Source organism: Psychrobacter sp. PSi21, from assembly GCF_054960615.1.
Map to the genome: position 1 here is coordinate 20,550 of NZ_JBHNYR010000026.1, position 16,204 is coordinate 36,753.

The window sequence follows — 16,204 nt, forward strand, 5'->3', positions numbered from 1 at the left end:
ATCGTGTTTAACATACAAAAGCAGACGAATGAGGGACACACCCTAAAACGACCACACAGCGCTGTTTGCTATCAAACAAACCGCTGTGATCTGGCATCACAACTTACACGCCATGGTTTTGCAACAAAAAATCCACCGCTGCTGCCGCATGAATGGCGGTGGTATCAAATACAGGAATTGGGCTGTCTGCGTCACGGATAAGCAAACCAATCTCGGTGCAGCCTAGTATCACACCCTCGGCACCTTGCTGGGCAAGGGCGCTGATAATCTCGACGTAACGCTGACGTGACGCATCGTGAAACTGTCCAAGGCACAGCTCACCCTTGATGATGCGGTGGATATCCGCACGCTGGTCAGCATCGGGTATCAACACCGTCAGCCCCGCCGCCTGCAAACGCGCGGTATAAAAGTCCTCAGTCATCGTAAACGCTGTACCGAGTAGCGCGACGGTACTTAGACCACGATTTTTAATGGCTTGCGCCGTCACTTCAGCAATATGAATGACGGGCAGGTCTGTCTCTGCGGTTACTTTATTGACCACTTTGTGCATGGTATTGGCGGCAATCAGTAGCCCTTGTGCGCCAGCGGCCTGCAAACGCGCGCCGCTTTTGGCCATCAGGACGCCCAAGGTATCCCATTGTCCTGTTTCTTGATACGTATTGATCGGGCCAAAGTCCACACTATGAATCAATAAATCTGCTGAATGCAAGCCGCCCAATTCAGCTTTGATACCTTCATTGATCAAGCGGTAGTAGCTTTCGGTACTCTCCCAGCTCATGCCGCCGATGATGCCGAGTGTTGCTTGGGTGATTTGGGGATGCTGCTGATTTGCCATAACGAGCGTCCTATCTATGACGAATAATATAAAACAATATTTGAGTAAAATACTCTTGCGTTATCGTAGCAAAATAAGCGCTGGGTGGGTAGCTTATTTGCGCCACTATCTTCTGCCCGTCGGTCATCACAGCGCATGTTGTACAAGCGCTATTTCATAACAAAATAGGTAGTATCCGTTGCCCTACTTCTGCCATTTGGTTATGGTAAAGGTTCTCCCGCTAGATAAAGGCCCGTGCCGTGACATTGATGACTGCCCTTGAATTAGACGTCCCCATTATTCAGGCTCCGATGGCAGGGGGTGCAACCACGCCTGAGCTGGTCGCCACCGTGAGCAACTTTGGCGCGCTTGGCTCAGTGGGTGCAGGCATGACCGCGCCAGATGTTTTAAATGATCAAATCAATACGATTAAGACTATGACTGACCGCCCTTTTATGGTCAATCTAATGGTGTTGTCTGAGTACGAATCGAGCACTTTTGATACCGCCATGCCGACTTGGTTGAGTCAGTATTATCAAGAGAACGGCATAGTCACCGCGTTACCTGAGCATCCAGCACAGCGTTTTGCCGATCAGCTACAAGTGCTGTATGACAACCCTGTACCCGTTGCCAGTTTTACCTTTGGTATTATCAGCGCCGAGCAGGTTCAGCGTTTGCAGCGTCTTGGCACCCGCATCATCGGTACGGCAAACCACCCATTAGAGGCCAATGCATGGAGCGAGATTGGTGCTGATGCAATCTGCATCCAAGGCATGGAAGCTGGTGGACATCGCGGCGGCTGGATGACTGAAAGCATGACCGATCCGCTAGGGCTGCTGGCGTTAATCAGTCGCACACGCGCCATCACGGATATTCCATTGATTGCCGCAGGCGGTATCATGACGGGGCAAGATATCAAGGCAGTACAAACGGCAGGTGCTGAGCTTGCGCAAATGGGGACGGCATTTTTGACCACAGACAAGTGCGGTATCAATAGTACTTATAAGCAAGCGCTCATTGATGCCAGTCAAGGCGTGCGCAGTAGTGAGACGCAGATTACGCGGCTGTTTTCGGGCAAAATGGCGCGCGGTCTGGTCAATGACTATTTGCAAGATATAGCCGCATACGATAACGCCACCACCTTGCCTCCGTATCCGCAGCTAAACGCCATGACCAAACCGATGCGAGCGCACGCAGTACAGCAAGGTGACCCTGAGCATCTGTCTTTATGGGCAGGTCAGGGCGTCACACAGGTGAGCGCAGAGTCGACCATCGAATTACTACAACGTTTGACCGATCACCTGAAATAAGCGTTATATGCAGTCATCATTGATTTGTACTCAGCGCGCCGCAATAACCCATTGCTAAGCACGTTGAGACCACTTTTTTTAATGCCTATTGAGTTTGCTCATGAATACATCGTCTACCTTTAGAATACGCACCCGCCGCAAATACTATCGTCTGATTTTCACGGGCCTCATGGCACTGATGATGTCACTCATCATCTCAACCGTATTATTGCTTATAAAAGTGGGCTATATTGACGGTTTTTTTACCGAGCTACTATACTCATGGGGACTGGCCTTTATCGTGGCATGGCCCAGCGCATATTTTTGCGCTTATATGGTGCAAGAGCATGTGCTGAGTAAGATTGAGTTTTATTGAGGGTGAATTTACAAACTTTAGTATACCAAATACTCATAAAAAGCTAAGATAAGCCCCTTCATTCTTTTTCTCTAGAGAACGCTATGAGTCAGCCACGGCGGACTATCGAGTATTTGCTTAAGCAAGGCATACTGCCCTTAGAGCATGCCAATAAAGCAGCGACGCAGTTGCAAATCTACCCTACCAAACGCTCATGGCTGCTATTTTTTGACAAAGTCCTATTGATTATTGGGGCGATCGCCCTTGTACTATCCCTTGTGTTCTTTATCGCTTATAACTGGATCAATATGGGCAAACTTGGCAAGTTTGCCTTAGTCGAAGGCGCGCTAATCGCAACTATCGGCTTGTACGTGGCCTTGTCTTTTAGACCCCAGTTTCAACTGATTCGCCAATTGTTATTGCTTATTGCCAGCGTGATTACAGGGAGCTTGTTGGCGTTATTTGGGCAGGTGTATCAAACAGGTGCTGATACGTGGCAGCTGTTTTTTGCTTGGACCATATTGATTATGCCTTGGGTCATTATCGCCCGCTTCCCTGCACTATGGCTACTGTGGTTGGGGCTTATCAATGCCTGCTTAACCCTCTATTTTCCTACCGCTGATATTCAGTTTATTGATGATAGGGTGCAAAGTATCTTTTATGTAGCGTCCCTTGCGCTCATAAACGTTGCTGCTCTATACAGTTGGCTCCTGATTTTTGATGATAAGCGTCCTACTACCAGTAACTGCTCTGAAGTTATCACTGATAAACACGCCAGCTCAGATACGATTGGGGTTGTCTCCACGGCTAAAGTCACATCCAGCCTACACTGGAGTACCTATGTCGTTGGCCTACTGACTACAGTGGTTATGAGTTATCTAGCGATTGTCCCTATCTTTGATAGTGATACTGTCTGGGTGACACTAATGGCTGTCAGCATATGGCTAGGCTGGTGCTACTTTATGTATTGGCGGTTTCATCAACGCCGCATTGACACGCTTATGCTGACTTATTTGTCTTTTTCTATCGTGGTTGTGGTGATGTTTTGGTTCGGCAAGGGGCTATTAAATATAAGTGAGCTTGATGCCGGTGTATTTTTTGTTTTGGCAGTAGCGCTCATTGGGCTGAGTTCTTCAGCCGTGGTTTGGCTACGTGATGTGTCACGCCTAAGTAATAAACCCCAAACCAGCACCACCAATACAGGCGCTGACTATGAATAATGATACGCAGACGCTCATGGTTCTAAAAAACCTTGGTCTGATCGATGCAACAGCGACCCATATTGACGGCGCTGATCATAACCTTGACGACAGCGTTGCCACTGTAGATGACCATGATCGTCATCAAAAAGACGAGGAACATCCTTGGTTTTTACAACTGTTTTTTGGGATTAGTGGGATTTTAACCAGCCTATTTTTTATTGGCTTTTTAACATTGTCATTAAGTAGTATGGGTGCTTTGGATAGCATGCTTGCTTTATTGATTATCGGGTTGGCATTGAACGCGGCAGGTTTTGCACTGTTTCGAAATCAGCAAGGGCGTGACAATGCCTTTGTCAGCAGCTTGGCCTTTGCGGTGAGTATTGCGGGTCAAGCGTATATTTTTGCGCTGTCCGTTAATGAGTTACCGTCTCCTGTAGACGCTTGGCTGTTTTTGCTGGTACAAGGCTTCATGACCGGTCTTATGCCCAGCCGTATCTATCGTATATTGGGCAGCCTAGTCACGCTCAGTGTGGTGGTATATTTACTCAATTTCTATCATCTGCCTGAGATGAGTTTGGGACTATTGGCACTGGTTGCGATCGTGACCACTTTGCAGCGCGAGACGTTATTACAGCACGTTCCTATTCAGTGGCGAGCAGATGGCTTTGAGATCATCAAGGCGGTGGGTTATGCCAGTGCGCTGATGCTGCTACTCGTCTCTGTTTATGTTATCGCAGCTGAGTACGGGGGCAGTTTTCATTATTATGTCGACGGCTTTAGCTATAACTACTATCTGGCACAAGCGCTGCTCACCCTTGCCAGTCTCTATGCCGCGTACCTGATTCTCAAACGCTATCACATCACATTGCGATCGACAGCAGGCAGTCTTATTGTCTGCGCGATTATCGTATTGGGCGTCATGTCGGTCTATGTATCAGGGTTGCTCGCGACCAGTTTGATCCTCATCATCGCGATGGCCAACAGCCAGCGCGCACTGTTTGTCGCTGCCATCATCGCACTAGTCAGCTATATATTTTGGTACTACTACCAACTCGACACCTCATTGCTGACCAAATCTCTCTCAATGCTCACCATTGGCCTGACCATGCTGCTGGGTCGTTGGCTGTTGATCAAACGCTATTTTGCACGCGCCCTTATCAGCGATAAGGATGCGACCATAAACGCATGCGACCATCAGGAGCACTTATCATGAACCATAATACAGTGCCCAGAGGTCTGATGCAGAACATATCATCAGCCGCGCATTTTCTCAAAAAACGACGCGTCACAATCACCGTTGTCCTACTGGGGTTAGCACTGATCTTAGTCGTTATGACGATGAACATTATGAAATATGAAACCCACTTAACCACTGGCAAAACGGTACTCTTAGCGCTAGCACCAGTTGACCCACGTGGCTTTATGCAGGGTGATTATATGATGCTAAGTTATGCGCTAGAAGATGAGATTTTCGATGCCATGCGCGCCGCACATCGCCCTTCAACACAGCACACATCAGACTTAGCTGCAAACGAGAGTGATTCAGGATTTCGTAGTTATGAGCCACGCGACGGTTATGTGATTGTCAGCATTGATAGCAATCGTGTGGGGCATTTTGTGCGCTTAGCAGACGACCATGACCGTACTCAATTGGCTGCTGATGAGACCGCGATTCATTACCGCGCTCGTAATGGCCGCATCAAGGTGGCGACCAACGCCTTTTTCTTTCAAGAAGGTCATGCTGAAGCCTTCGAGGCAGCAGAATACGGCCTGTTTCGCGTCAATGACCAAGGTGAGCCACTGCTCACTAACCTCGTTAACGAAACCTTTGAAGTGATCAATCCCAACCCTATCAATAAAGCAGCAGTTAATAATTGATAAAATAAAGCAACCATAACTTCATAGTAGTAAGCAAAGACTAACCTGATTTAACTAAATAGGTACTGATAACGCTAAGGCTGACTTGTTACTGTGGTGGCTTGATTATGCGCATCTCCAAAGCACAACCATGATCAATCACTCTAGAGTAATCACCCAATAATAATCACAGTACGATTACTCTATTAACAATAAATAAAGGATAACTTATGCGCGCCGCTACTTATGACCATTTTGGCAAACCTACTGACGTACTCGCCGTGGGCGATCGCCCCATGCCGCAGCCTGCTGCTAACGAAGTCCGTATCAAAACCATCTTATCGCCCATTCACAACCATGATTTACTGACCATCCGCGGTCAGTATGGCTTCAAACCTGAGCTGCCTGCCATCGGTGGTAGTGAAGCCGTTGGGGTTGTGGACGCTGTTGGCGAGAATGTCAAAAAAGTCAAAGTCGGCCAGCGCATTGCTGCCGCGAGCGTACAAGCCACTTGGGCAGAGTATTTTGTGGCCGCAGAAGACATGGTATTTGCGGTGCCTGATGACTTAGAAGATGAGATCGCCGCGCAGCTGGTTGCCATGCCGCTTAGCGCGTTGATGGTTATTGAGTTTTTAGAGCTACAAAGCGGCCAATGGGTCATCCATAATGCTGCTAATGGTGCCGTCGGTACCTCTCTTGCCATGCTCGCCGCTGCACGCGGGATCAATACCATCAACGTCGTGCGTAGTGCCGACGCTGTCGCAGAATTAGACAAGCTTGGTATTAAAAACAACATCAACTCATCTGATGACGACTGGAAAGACCAAGTCCGTAAGATCGTTGGTGATGATAAAATCAGCGGCGCGGTAGACTCTGTCGGCGGCGAATCGAGCAACGACTTATTGTCACTACTTGGGCACGGTGGTACGCTCGCCTCATTTGGCATCATGTCAGGCAAACCCATGAACCTTGACCCAACCAACATCATCTTTAAACAAGTGACCATTAAAGGCTTCTGGGGCAGTAAGATCAGCCAAGAGATGAGTGTGGAGCACAAACAGCGTCTGATTGATGAGCTGATTGAGCGCGCGACCAGTGGCAACCTCAAGCTACCAGTTGAGGCGACATTTGATTTGGCGGATATCACCAAAGCGGTCGATGGCAAATTGCAGTCTAACAAAAACGGTAAGGTATTGCTTAAGCCTTAATCGATCAAGCACGCTTAGCACAATTGCCATATCAGCGGCTTCAACCAAAAAAAAGCCCATTATATGATGGGCTTTTTTATTATAAAAAATAGCGTAAGACTGTCACGCACTCTGCCAACTTAGACAATAAGAACCCTATAAGGAACATCACTATGTCAAACGACACCACCTTTAACGCACTTGTCGTCGAGGAAACTAGCGACGGCACGTTCGAAAAAAACATCAAAGAACGCCACCTCAGCGACCTACCTGATAATGATCTACTGATCGAAGTACACTACTCCTCGCTCAACTACAAAGATGCCATGTCCGCCTCAGGGAACAAAAGCATCACCAAAAACTATCCGCACACCCCTGGTATCGATGCGGCAGGCGTGGTGGTCAGTGACAAATCAGGCACGTTTAGCGAAGGTCAAGAAGTGGTGGTATTCGGCTATGATTTGGGCATGAACACCGCAGGTGGTCTTGGACAAATGATTTCTATCCCTGCCGATTGGGCATTGCCGTGCCCTGAAGCGCTGAGCCTAAAAGAAGCAATGATTTATGGTACAGGCGGCCTAACCGCAGCACTAAGCATCCAAAAGTTAGAGAAAATGGGCGCAAAACCAAGCGATGGCGCTGTTGCTGTGACTGGCGCAACAGGCGGCGTAGGCACCATCAGTATCGCTATCCTCTCGCAGCTCGGCTATGAGTCTATCGCCTTCTCTGGCAAGCCTGAGCAAAGCGATCACTTAAAAGCGCTGGGCGCAACCGAAGTACGCCATCGTGACACCATCAATGAGATTGGTAAAAAACCAGTTGGTCGTCCGCTATGGGCCAATGCCATCGATACCGTCGGCGGTGACTATCTTGCTAACCTACTCAAGCAGACCAAACCGGGCGGCGCGGTAACCACCTGTGGCCTTGCGGCCTCGCCTGCGTTTTCGATGACGGTGCTACCGTTTATCACCCGCGCGGTATCGCTACTGGGTATCGACTCGGTATTTATCCCGCTTGAGGACAAAAAAGCGATTTGGCAGCGTGTGGCAACGGATATGAAACTACCCAATCTGGAGCAATACGCAGAAGAAATCACCCTTGAGCAAACCCCAGAATACCTAGACCGCTTTATCAATGGTAAGACAGTCGGGCGTTATGTGGTGAATGTGAAAGGATAGTTTTAAAACAGTTCGTATTGATAAAAAAGCAGCGCTCCTTTTGTGGTGCTGCTTTTTTATACTAAAATACCTATCAAATCATGTACATCGGAACTTAGCAAAAATAGTGTAGATATTCAAAAAACCAAAACCATAATACTTCTATAAAAATTACACAACTAATTACACATAATGTGTATCATACAATAAACTGAAATATACCTATCAGCTTATTGAGAGTTCGTTATGTGTAACTACAAAAAGTTATCGAATCAGCCTTTAGTGTTTGTATTAGCAGAGTTTAGATTTTCTCCTATACTTGACATGAAAGAGTACATACCTAAAATTCAGGATGCTTTGAGAAACAAGTTACCTATTCTAAGAAATACTGAAACTCAAGAGATCAATGTTTCTTCTAACGGTATTAATGTAGAGACCCAAGCTAACTGGGAGTTTATCTCTAAAAATAGTCATACAGCTGCTTCTATCAATCAAAATCGTTTGCTATTTATGACTAGTGAATACGAGCGATTCGATGGTTTCAAAGATGCCTGTGATTTCTTAATACAGACAATTGTAGATATAGTTAACCCAAGTCTCTGTCTAAACATTGGTTTACGATATAGTGATACTATTTTTGATATTGAAGGCAAAGGTATAATCGAGGATTTTGTTCAACCGAGATTGTGTAAAAACGATGATCTAGAACTATCAGGTTCTTTACTAAGACAAACTAATGAAACTCTGTGGAGAACAACAGAGGGTGCTATTTTTATTCGTTCAATATATGGTACAGATAAGATTTTAGTTTGGCCAGATGCGGAAAACTTACCTATTGCTATACGAAAGATTTCCGATGCACCCATTAAAAGATTATTACTTGATATTGACCATGTGTGGGCTTCTCAAGAAGAGGATTCTGGTCCGTTAGATTTTGATAAAGATTTGATACTCAACAAGCTTTCCAACATGCACAAAATTAGTAGAAAAGCATTTTGGAATGTAACCACGGAAACAGCCAAGGAGGCATGGAAATGAGACAGAGCAGTTATGGATCTAGTAATTTTAATAGGAATGTCACTACAGCTATTATCAGTGCTTCTATTCTCGCAACATCTTCAACCTATGCTTCTAAAAATTTGACAAGTTACGATAATAGTCGTTATATATTAGATAAAGTGAGTCGAGTAAGTGGCTCGAATATTAATGTTAAGTACAATACTCGACAGTCTCAGCTTTCAATAATAAAAGAGTATTTTGATCTAAATGATGAAGAGCTTGCAGCTGTTGTTGGAGTTTCACGAAAAACGCTGTATAACTGGGAAAAACAAGGTGTGAGCAAAGAAAAAGACCGACAAAGAATATTTGAATTAAGTATTATTGCAGAAGATTGGGAGTACAACAAACTCTCTACTGACAAAGAAAAGCTGTCTAAAGCTATCTTAGGTTCTACTAGTGTGATGCAAATGTTGATGAGTGAAAAGCTTGATAAAGAAAAGATAATTTTTGCTGGTCGACGCCTTGCCCATCAATCATTAACTCCTAGTACTAGTTTGATTTAGAGGTATAAATGCAACGTATACTTGAAGATCAAGGATGGCGACAAGGTAGTTTTATTAAACCTGAAACAACTTTAAAATTGATAGAAGATATAAATAGTGCTTTTACTATATCTACTGATGATTTATTAGTCGTAGCATCACAATCATGTGACGTTGCATCATCGCAAGAGGAATATATTGAGATTTCTATTCTACGAGTCATACCGATTGAAGATTTTAAGAAAGAGTTCAGTCACAACCGCAATCCTAGGATCTTACATATAAAAACAGGTTCAACTAACTGTGATAAAACAATTGCTCTAAAACTGCAAGCTCATGAAAAGATACAAATAGAAAAACGACTTCTTGAAGAGCATACTCCTGATAGCTCAATTAGTCTTTCAGAAGAAACCTTAAATCAATATGTAGATTGGTTGGCAGGTCGTTATAAAAGACCTGCTTTACCTACTAAGTTTGATCAACTAATTGCAGCTGCCGATAAAAATTCAAAGAAAAGGAAAAAAATCACTAAGAGAGCTAATGACTTTTTGACTGCTATCTATGTGGAGATTTACCCGAATCGGGATATTAAGGATGATGAAACTTATTCCGTGAATTTATTGGGGATAGCTTCTGGAGAACAGTCAATCACCTCTGCTACTGATGCGCTTAATGATTATGCTGTTATATTAGAAGAGGCAGGCATGAATGTTTCTACTCCCAAAGTAGGCACTGAATTTCAAATTTCTGTAGGTACTCTGCGCCAATATCAACGTATTAATTTTGATTATCTTTCATATGAGAACAGTACAACTCTACCGCCTGATATAGAGACATAGTGATTAAAAAATACCCAACCAAGTTGAGTGTTTTTTTATTGCCTATCAATCGCCCAAGGCTTATAGCTTACTGATAATCTCATTTAGCTTTTGGTTGAATTCTGCATCTGTCACTTCCCCTGTCTCAACATCAAAGTTATCAAAGAAGTTAGGCAATGACAGCGCGCCTTTGATATCGGCGGCAAAGAACGGCGCTGAGCCTTCGGCAGCAGCAAGGACGCTTTGCGCGCCGCCAGGCCCTGGAGAGGTGGCAAGCATGATCATCGGCTTATCTTGATAGACTTTCATATCGATGCGTGATGCCCAGTCAAACAGGTTTTTATACGCGGAGGTATACGAGCCGTTGTATTCCGCAAAGGAGATGACCACCGCATCTGCCTCGCCGATCGCTTGATAAAAGTCATGGGCAAATTGCGGGATACCAGTCTCTTTTTCACGCTCTTCGCTAAAGATTGGCATCTCAAGGTCATGAATATCGAGCAGCGTGACGTTTACATTATCGATAGCATTATCAATCTGTGCGGCGCTATAGCGTGCCAGCTTTTGATTGATGGAGTTTCTGCTATTGCTGGTGCCAAAGGCAAGTACGTTCATTATAAAATCCTTATGCTTGTTTTGTGTGATGGCGGCGGCGGTGCTCATAACCTATTTATCATTACCCGTCTTATCATTGCTGTTGGGCAATTCATACCGCCTTATCGTGTGCCACTATGATACGCCTGATAAGCGCGATGACCGATTTGTAATAGCTGATAACCTTGATAAGTATTATTAATCGGTTGGGTGGTGGCCGTTTTTAGATTTGTAGTGCAGCGTGTGCTGCAAATGTGAGAACGCCACCCACAAAAAAAGCCCATACAGCGATGGGCTTTTTTTATGCGCTTAAAACTGGAAAATTATTCCCACTCAATCGTCGCTGGTGGCTTGCTCGACACATCATAAGTGACGCGGGAGACGTCAGCGATTTCATTCATGATGCGGTTCGATACGGTCTCGATCAAGTCATACGGTAGATGGGCAAAGCGCGCGGTCATAAAGTCTACCGTCTCAACGGCACGTAGCGCGATCACCCACGCGTAGCGGCGACCATCACCGACCACGCCGACCGATTTGATCGGTTGGAATACGGCAAAGGCTTGCGCCGTTTTGTCATACCAGCCTGAACGCTCAAGCTCTTGCATAAAGATGGCATCGGCAAGACGCAGCACGTCAGCGTATTCTTTTTTGACTTCACCAAGGATTCGTACGCCAAGACCTGGCCCTGGGAACGGATGACGATAGATCATTTTGGCAGGTAAGCCTAGGGTGATACCGAGTTTACGCACTTCGTCTTTAAACAAATCGCGTAGCGGCTCGATCAATTTGAACGCCAAGTCATCTGGCAGGCCGCCCACGTTATGGTGGCTCTTAATCACATGTGCTTTGCCTTGATGCGATTTAGCTGATTCGATAACATCAGGGTAAATCGTACCCTGCGCCAAGAACTCAACCACTTGTCCATCGCCCTGCTCGCTCACTTGACGCGCGCTGTCAGCGAAGACGTCGATAAAGGTTTTGCCGATGATTTTACGTTTTTTCTCGGGATCAGACTCGCCAGCAAGCGCATCTAAGAATAAATCTTCAGCGTCGACGCGAATGACTTTGACGCCCATGTTTTCGGCAAAGACTTGCATGACTTGATCGCCTTCATGCAAACGCAGCAGACCATTGTCTACAAATACACAAGTCAGCTGATCGCCGATGGCTTTGTGTAGTAGTGCCGCCACAACCGAGCTGTCCACGCCGCCTGATAGACCAAGCAAGACTTGCTTGTCACCGATTTGCTCTTTTAATTGCGCGATACGCATATCCGCGATGTTATCAGGCGTCCAGTCACCTGCGCAGCCACAAATCTGATGGACAAAGCGCCCGAGCAGCGTTTGACCTTGCAAGGTATGCGTCACTTCTGGGTGAAACTGGATGCCATAATACTGCTTGTCATCGTTGGCCATCACGGCGATTGGGCAGCTTGGGGTACTGGCGACGATGTCAAAACCTGTTGGCGCTTCAATCACCTTATCACCATGGCTCATCCACACATGCAGCTTGCTCGCTGTGTCTTCGATACCGTCCAGTAGCGCGCAGTTGCCATCGATATCAATGGTGGCGGCGCCAAACTCATGCACATCACTGCCATGAACTTTGCCGCCAAAACGCTCCGCCATCGCCTGCATGCCATAGCAGATGCCAAGGACAGGCACGCCCAAATCAAACACCGCATCGTTGATACGCGGGCTGTTTTCAGCATGCACGCTCTCAGGGCCACCCGATAAGATAACACCTTTTGCGCCAAAATCGATGATGCGCTGGGTGTCGATGTCATAAGGGAACATCTCACAAAACACGCCAGAATCGCGCACGCGGCGGGCGATCAGCTGGCTGTATTGCGAGCCAAAATCGAGAATGAGAATACGGTCTTCTTTAATTGCGGGCGTGGCAGCAGCAGTGGTCATAGATCGATGTCCATCAATAGATAAATTGGTGGCCTATTTTAACAAGTTTCGAGGCAATGATGGCGATTCGCGCGCGGATTATTCGCAACTATTTTGTTGGTGACCTAGGCTTGCTATGGGTAGTGATACGGTTGCATACCCAATATGGTATATCATGATTGTTATATGGTATAAAAAATACAGTATTGCTAAAAGATATTGTCACCGTCAAGCACCGTTGTCTTTTCGGCGACATGGACGTTGATATCGTGCGATGTGGGAGGGACTTTGCATCATGTTCGCCTTTGATTTAAACCTCAAACTGCTGGCCTATCACGCCATGCAGCTCAGTATCGCCTTTATCCTGTCGCTGCCCATTGCGCTCAATCGCGAGTTTCAAGACAATGGCGCAGGCCTGCGTACTTTTCCCTTAGTGACCATTGCTTCGTGCGCCTTTATGCTGGTAGGCATGGATATCTATGACAGCTCGGACGCCCAAGCACGCATTATGTATGGCATCATCACTGGTATGGGCTTTATTGGCGGCGGTGCGATTGTCAAAAATCAAGACGGCGCAAAAGGCACCGCCACTGCTGCAGGGCTTTGGAACACTGGCGCTATCGGTATCTCTGTCGCTTACGCTCGCTACGAAATCGCCATCATCTTATCCGTGGTGGGGTTTGTAATCTTGCATTTTTCAATGCCATTTAAAACTAAATCTAACGCTAAAGACAACTCTTAAATAAACCACTCTGGCTTACCCACCATCTGCCAATATTCTTCTTATGACAGCATCCGCTGCCTGTTTTATTTTGCCTAAATTTGATTCTGTGATCACCTGCTTTGTACCGCCAAGCACCCTTAAGCGCTATTAAACACAGTTCACCTGATACATTCGACTGTTAAGTATTTTTACACAGCCCAGTCTGCATAAGGGCTGAAAACCCTTACGATAATTACGTGTTTTTTGTTGAATAATGTGACTGTAACTTTTTGAAAACAGACGTTAATTATCAGTCGAACTTTGTTACGTAATCATGTAGATTATAAATGTGGATGCCAAAAACACCAGTGAAACATATGGATAGGCGGCGTATTGCCTTGTCAAAAAAGCAAGCGATTTTAGCCGCTTATATCATTGGTTTATTCATCAGACTGATACTGTCACAGCAAGATAGGCCATAGGCGGATGTGATGATGCTACGTTAAGATTCGGTCATATATCCAAGCGATACCAACGAAGAGAATCCGATTAAAAGTGGTCAATTGTTAGCTTTTATCGATAAAAACAACTTGATAACCCATTAAACAACAACAGCCTCACTACCTTTGTATATCGACAACATCAAGCCCTAATGTTTTTAAAAAAGGATAGAAAAATGAAAAAAATGGACTTCTTACCACGCTCTGCCCTAAAGCTTAGTAGCCTGACTCTCGCCATTGCTGCCGCCTCTTTTGCCACCACCAGTACGATGGCAGCAGAGTGTGTGCTTAATGATGCAAATAACACTACCACGACATTAGGAGCGACCAGTAACGGCGATAGCGCACTGGCATGTGGCAATCAGGCAACCGCTGGCGGCACCAACGATACGGTAGCGGTCGGTAACCAAGCTAACGCAGGCATGAACTCAGCGACCGCAGTCGGCGGTCAAGCCAATGCGGCAGGTTTGGGCTCAACCTCAGTCGGTTGGCAATCAGAAGCCACTGCCGAGCGCGCACAGGCTTTCGGTCATCTGGCCTCTGCCACTGGTGAACGCTCAACTGCAGTCGGTGAGGCAGCAATGGCGGGCGGCACCAACGATACGGTCGCAGTCGGTAACCAAGCCAACGCAGGCATGAACTCAGCGACCGCGGTCGGCGGTCAAGCCAATGCGGCAGGTTTGGGCTCAACCTCAGTCGGTTGGCAATCAGAAGCCACTGCCGAGCGCGCACAGGCTTTCGGTCATCTGGCCTCTGCCACTGGCGAACGCTCAACCGCAGTCGGTGAGGCGGCAATGGCAGAAGGTATGGGTGCTGTATCAGTAGGTAATAACGCCATGGCACAAGGTACAAATGATACCGTTGCTATTGGTAATGAAGCCATGGCAAGTATGAACTCAGCCACAGCAGTCGGTGGTCAAGCCAACGCCGCTGGTCTTGGTTCAACCTCGATCGGTTGGCAATCAAAAGCTACGGCTGAACGTGCCCAAGCATTCGGTCATTTGGCTCAAGCCAATGGCGCACGCTCAACTGCAGTCGGTGAAGCGGCAATGGCAGGCGGCACTAATGATACCGTAGCTATCGGTAACAAAGCAAATGCAGGCATGAACTCAGCGACTGCTGTCGGTGGTCAAGCCAACGCCGCTGGTCTAGGCTCAACCTCAGTCGGCTGGCAGTCAGCAGCGACTGGCGAGCGCGCGCAAGCATTCGGTCATTTAGCAACCGCGCAAGGTGAGCGTTCACTGGCTATCGGTGAAAATGCTGATGCGCAAACCGAGTTCTCAACCGCCATCGGTAATGAAACTGTCGCTAACGGTATCGATGCCTTAGCCATCGGCGACACTGCCAAGGCAAACGGCAACTCAACCACCGCGGTCGGCGGCGAGTCCGTAGCAACTGGCCCAGGTGCGACCGCTATCGGTTGGCAAGCTGGTGCAAACGCCGAGCGTGCCCAAGCATTCGGTCATTTGGCTCAAGCCAACGGCGTACGCTCAACTGCAGTCGGTGAAGCAGCAATGGCAGGCGGTACCAACGATACCGTCGCTATCGGTAACAAAGCCAATGCAGGCATGAATTCAGCGACCGCCGTCGGTGGTCAAGCCAACGCCGCAGGTCTTGGTTCAACCTCGATCGGTTGGCAATCAGAAGCCACAGGCGAGCGCGCGCAAGCATTCGGTCATTTGGCCTCGGCTACTGGTGAACGCTCAACCGCAATCGGTGAAGACGCAGCAGCAGGCGGTCTTAACAGCATCGCCATTGGTAACCAAGCGGCAGCCGCAAACGATAACCAGATCGCTCTTGGCGGCGCAGGTCAACTGCAAGCGAGCACAGGGTCACAAACAGGCGGTACCTCTATTGTAACGACTGATGCCAATGGCACGCTTGGCACCAGCGTCAGCGTAGACTCACTGGCGACCAGAACGCAGTTCAACGATCTACGCCGCATGTACAACGATCACGATGATCGCTTAGATGAAGCTGAAGATGGTATCGCCATGGCACTGTCTATGGAAACCCCTGTTATCCCTGCAGGCAAAAGCTATGCCATGACCATCGGTACAGGTTACTACAATAGCAGCACCGCCGTGAGTGCCTCGTTCGCAGGTCGTATCAATGACAACGTAACCTTCACCACTGGTGCAGGCTTTGGTACGGACACAGGCAAAGTCGGTGCGCGTGGCGGCGTGACCTTCTCTTGGTAAGCCGATTACCCTTGTCTGTTTAGCCCATCAAACAAAAAACCCCGCCATCTGAACTGACCCCCAAATGTTGGACGGTTTAGTTTATAAC

Annotated in this window: 15 protein-coding genes; 12 read left to right on the top strand and 3 right to left on the bottom strand. The window is 47.1% G+C overall.

Going from position 1 to position 16,204, the window contains the following annotated elements:
• Positions 1-103 precede the first annotated feature (103 nt).
• Entirely contained in the window at positions 104-835 is a 732-nt protein-coding gene (locus ACFI32_RS13910) for an aspartate/glutamate racemase family protein (protein ID WP_462627215.1), read from the bottom strand.
• Positions 836-1,083: 248 nt separating this feature from the next.
• On the opposite strand from ACFI32_RS13910, the gene ACFI32_RS13915 reads away from it, so the two are divergent.
• From ACFI32_RS13915 to ACFI32_RS13960, 10 genes are all read left to right on the top strand, one after another.
• Positions 1,084-2,124 (top strand): NAD(P)H-dependent flavin oxidoreductase, encoded by a 1,041-nt coding sequence (locus ACFI32_RS13915; protein WP_462627231.1) that lies wholly within the window; start codon positions 1,084-1,086, stop codon positions 2,122-2,124.
• 100 nt (positions 2,125-2,224) lie between these two features.
• Positions 2,225-2,479 carry a DUF2798 domain-containing protein gene (locus tag ACFI32_RS13920; protein ID WP_462627216.1) on the top strand — a complete coding sequence of 85 codons (255 nt, stop codon included), beginning with the start codon at positions 2,225-2,227 and terminating at the stop codon, positions 2,477-2,479.
• A gap of 83 nt (positions 2,480-2,562) precedes the next feature.
• Complete coding sequence (locus tag ACFI32_RS13925) at positions 2,563-3,678, top strand: DUF2157 domain-containing protein (protein ID WP_462627217.1); 1,116 nt, start codon at positions 2,563-2,565, stop codon at positions 3,676-3,678.
• Complete coding sequence (locus ACFI32_RS13930) at positions 3,671-4,873, top strand: DUF4401 domain-containing protein (protein WP_462627219.1); 1,203 nt, start codon at positions 3,671-3,673, stop codon at positions 4,871-4,873. The genes ACFI32_RS13925 and ACFI32_RS13930 overlap by 8 nt, the downstream gene beginning before the upstream one ends.
• Positions 4,870-5,538: a GDYXXLXY domain-containing protein gene (locus tag ACFI32_RS13935; protein WP_462627220.1), complete on the top strand. Its 669-nt coding sequence runs from the start codon at positions 4,870-4,872 to the stop codon at positions 5,536-5,538. The genes ACFI32_RS13930 and ACFI32_RS13935 overlap by 4 nt, the downstream gene beginning before the upstream one ends.
• Positions 5,539-5,747: 209 nt before the next feature.
• Positions 5,748-6,725 (top strand): zinc-binding dehydrogenase, encoded by a 978-nt coding sequence (locus ACFI32_RS13940; RefSeq protein WP_462627221.1) that lies wholly within the window; start codon positions 5,748-5,750, stop codon positions 6,723-6,725.
• Between the two features lie 152 nt (positions 6,726-6,877).
• Positions 6,878-7,882 (top strand): oxidoreductase, encoded by a 1,005-nt coding sequence (locus ACFI32_RS13945; protein WP_462627223.1) that lies wholly within the window; start codon positions 6,878-6,880, stop codon positions 7,880-7,882.
• A gap of 225 nt (positions 7,883-8,107) precedes the next feature.
• On the top strand, positions 8,108-8,899 hold the full coding sequence (locus tag ACFI32_RS13950) for a TIGR04255 family protein (RefSeq protein ID WP_462627224.1): 792 nt from the start codon (positions 8,108-8,110) through the stop codon (positions 8,897-8,899).
• Positions 8,896-9,423, top strand: a complete 528-nt coding sequence (locus ACFI32_RS13955; RefSeq protein WP_462627225.1) for a hypothetical protein — start codon at positions 8,896-8,898, stop codon at positions 9,421-9,423. The genes ACFI32_RS13950 and ACFI32_RS13955 overlap by 4 nt, the downstream gene beginning before the upstream one ends.
• A gap of 8 nt (positions 9,424-9,431) precedes the next feature.
• The gene (locus ACFI32_RS13960; RefSeq protein ID WP_462627226.1) at positions 9,432-10,241 is read left to right on the top strand and encodes a hypothetical protein; all 810 of its coding nucleotides are present in this window, start codon (positions 9,432-9,434) and stop codon (positions 10,239-10,241) included.
• Between the two features lie 60 nt (positions 10,242-10,301).
• Here the strand turns inward: ACFI32_RS13960 and ACFI32_RS13965 are convergent, their stop codons facing one another.
• Complete coding sequence (locus ACFI32_RS13965; protein WP_462627227.1) at positions 10,302-10,883, bottom strand: NADPH-dependent FMN reductase; 582 nt, start codon at positions 10,881-10,883, stop codon at positions 10,302-10,304.
• A 254-nt stretch (positions 10,884-11,137) separates the two neighbouring features.
• Positions 11,138-12,733 (bottom strand): glutamine-hydrolyzing GMP synthase, encoded by a 1,596-nt coding sequence (gene guaA, locus ACFI32_RS13970; protein WP_462627228.1) that lies wholly within the window; start codon positions 12,731-12,733, stop codon positions 11,138-11,140.
• Positions 12,734-13,007: 274 nt separating this feature from the next.
• On the opposite strand from guaA, the gene ACFI32_RS13975 reads away from it, so the two are divergent.
• Both ACFI32_RS13975 and ACFI32_RS13980 read left to right on the top strand, forming a co-directional pair.
• Positions 13,008-13,454: an MgtC/SapB family protein gene (locus ACFI32_RS13975; RefSeq protein ID WP_462627229.1), complete on the top strand. Its 447-nt coding sequence runs from the start codon at positions 13,008-13,010 to the stop codon at positions 13,452-13,454.
• A gap of 637 nt (positions 13,455-14,091) precedes the next feature.
• A complete protein-coding gene (locus ACFI32_RS13980; RefSeq protein ID WP_462627230.1) occupies positions 14,092-16,116 on the top strand; it encodes a YadA-like family protein in 2,025 nt (674 codons plus the stop codon).
• Positions 16,117-16,204 lie beyond the last annotated feature (88 nt).

Excerpts from the sequence above, each read along its gene's own strand:
- ACFI32_RS13910 (WP_462627215.1), bottom strand. The coding sequence starts at position 835 with ATGGCAAATCAGCAGCATCCCCAAATCACCCAAGCAACACTCGGCATC.
- ACFI32_RS13915 (WP_462627231.1), top strand. The coding sequence starts at position 1,084 with ATGACTGCCCTTGAATTAGACGTCCCCATTATTCAGGCTCCGATGGCA.
- ACFI32_RS13920 (WP_462627216.1), top strand. The coding sequence starts at position 2,225 with ATGAATACATCGTCTACCTTTAGAATACGCACCCGCCGCAAATACTAT.
- ACFI32_RS13925 (WP_462627217.1), top strand. The coding sequence starts at position 2,563 with ATGAGTCAGCCACGGCGGACTATCGAGTATTTGCTTAAGCAAGGCATA.
- ACFI32_RS13930 (WP_462627219.1), top strand. The coding sequence starts at position 3,671 with ATGAATAATGATACGCAGACGCTCATGGTTCTAAAAAACCTTGGTCTG.
- ACFI32_RS13935 (WP_462627220.1), top strand. The coding sequence starts at position 4,870 with ATGAACCATAATACAGTGCCCAGAGGTCTGATGCAGAACATATCATCA.
- ACFI32_RS13940 (WP_462627221.1), top strand. The coding sequence starts at position 5,748 with ATGCGCGCCGCTACTTATGACCATTTTGGCAAACCTACTGACGTACTC.
- ACFI32_RS13945 (WP_462627223.1), top strand. The coding sequence starts at position 6,878 with ATGTCAAACGACACCACCTTTAACGCACTTGTCGTCGAGGAAACTAGC.
- ACFI32_RS13950 (WP_462627224.1), top strand. The coding sequence starts at position 8,108 with ATGTGTAACTACAAAAAGTTATCGAATCAGCCTTTAGTGTTTGTATTA.
- ACFI32_RS13955 (WP_462627225.1), top strand. The coding sequence starts at position 8,896 with ATGAGACAGAGCAGTTATGGATCTAGTAATTTTAATAGGAATGTCACT.
- ACFI32_RS13960 (WP_462627226.1), top strand. The coding sequence starts at position 9,432 with ATGCAACGTATACTTGAAGATCAAGGATGGCGACAAGGTAGTTTTATT.
- ACFI32_RS13965 (WP_462627227.1), bottom strand. The coding sequence starts at position 10,883 with ATGAGCACCGCCGCCGCCATCACACAAAACAAGCATAAGGATTTTATA.
- guaA (WP_462627228.1), bottom strand. The coding sequence starts at position 12,733 with ATGACCACTGCTGCTGCCACGCCCGCAATTAAAGAAGACCGTATTCTC.
- ACFI32_RS13975 (WP_462627229.1), top strand. The coding sequence starts at position 13,008 with ATGTTCGCCTTTGATTTAAACCTCAAACTGCTGGCCTATCACGCCATG.
- ACFI32_RS13980 (WP_462627230.1), top strand. The coding sequence starts at position 14,092 with ATGAAAAAAATGGACTTCTTACCACGCTCTGCCCTAAAGCTTAGTAGC.